The following is a 1082-nucleotide window of genomic DNA, read 5'->3' on the forward strand; positions in this document are numbered from 1 at the left end:
CGAGGCAGGAGCCGCCGGCGATCAGGCTGCGGTCGGTGTGCAGGACGCCCTACGGGTCGGACGTGGTGCCCGAGGTCCAGTAGATCCAGCGCACCGCCGTGCCGTCGGAGGGCGGCGGGGGCAGGATGGCCGGGTCGCCGTCCGGCAGGGTGTCGTACGCCTCGAAGACCACGAGGTCCGCCGACAGGCGGGCGGCCATCGCCGTGTGGTCGAAGCCGCGCCACGTGCCCGGTACCGCGAAGTACTCCGCCTTGGACTCGCGCAGCGCGAAGCCCACCTCGCGGTCGCGGTAGAAGGGGATGACGGGCGTCTGCACCGCCCCGATCCGGGCCAGCGCGAAGGACAGCAACGCCGTTTCGAGCCGGGTCGGCAGCTGCCAGGCGACGACCGTGCCGGGGCGTACGCCCATGAAGTACAGGCCCGCCGCCACGCGCTCGGCACGGGTGCGCAACTCGCCGAAGGTGAGCGTGCGGTCGTCCTGGATCAGGAAGGGCCGCTCCGGAGTCAGGGCGGCCCGGCGTTCGATGAGCTCCCAGAAGGTGCCCGATGCACCCAGGGCGTGTGCGGTCTCGTTCACGGCGAACCCCTCACAGCTGACGGGTAGTCAGATCGTGCGGAGAGCGTAGAGCGCTGTGCCTTGTCGGTCCAGGGGTGCGGGGCTAGCCTGTGGGCGACGTCAATCTGACGGGTCATCAGAAACGTGTGCGCCGAAGGGGACACCATGACGGAACTGCCTCGGATCGTCAGCGTCGACGACCATGTGATCGAGCCGCCGCACCTCTTCTCGACCTGGCTGCCCGCCAAGTACCGCGAGCGCGGGCCGCAGCCCCTGACCGCGGGCATAGGCGAGCTCGCGTACACCGGTGGCAAGTACGTCATCACGATGGACCCGGACGGGCCGCCGACCGACTGGTGGATCTACGAGGACCTCAAGTTCCCGTACAAGCGCAACATCGCCGCCGTGGGGTTCGACCGCGACGACATGACGCTGGAGGGCATCACCCGGGCGGAGATGCGGCCCGGCTGCTGGGACCCCGTCGAGCGGCTGAAGGACATGGACCTCAACCACGTCGAGGCGAGCG

At 69.9% G+C, this 1082-nt stretch carries 2 pseudogenes; one reads left to right on the top strand and one right to left on the bottom strand.

The window, feature by feature from the left end:
* Positions 1-52 precede the first annotated feature (52 nt).
* Positions 53-577: pseudogene (locus ABZV94_RS41960) on the bottom strand (AMP-binding protein); the annotation flags it as partial.
* 144 nt (positions 578-721) lie between these two features.
* Here ABZV94_RS41960 and ABZV94_RS41965 point away from each other — a divergent pair.
* Positions 722-1082 (top strand): annotated as a pseudogene (locus tag ABZV94_RS41965) (amidohydrolase); the annotation flags it as partial.

Source organism: Streptomyces sp. NPDC004658, from assembly GCF_040609555.1.
GTDB lineage: Bacteria > Actinomycetota > Actinomycetes > Streptomycetales > Streptomycetaceae > Streptomyces.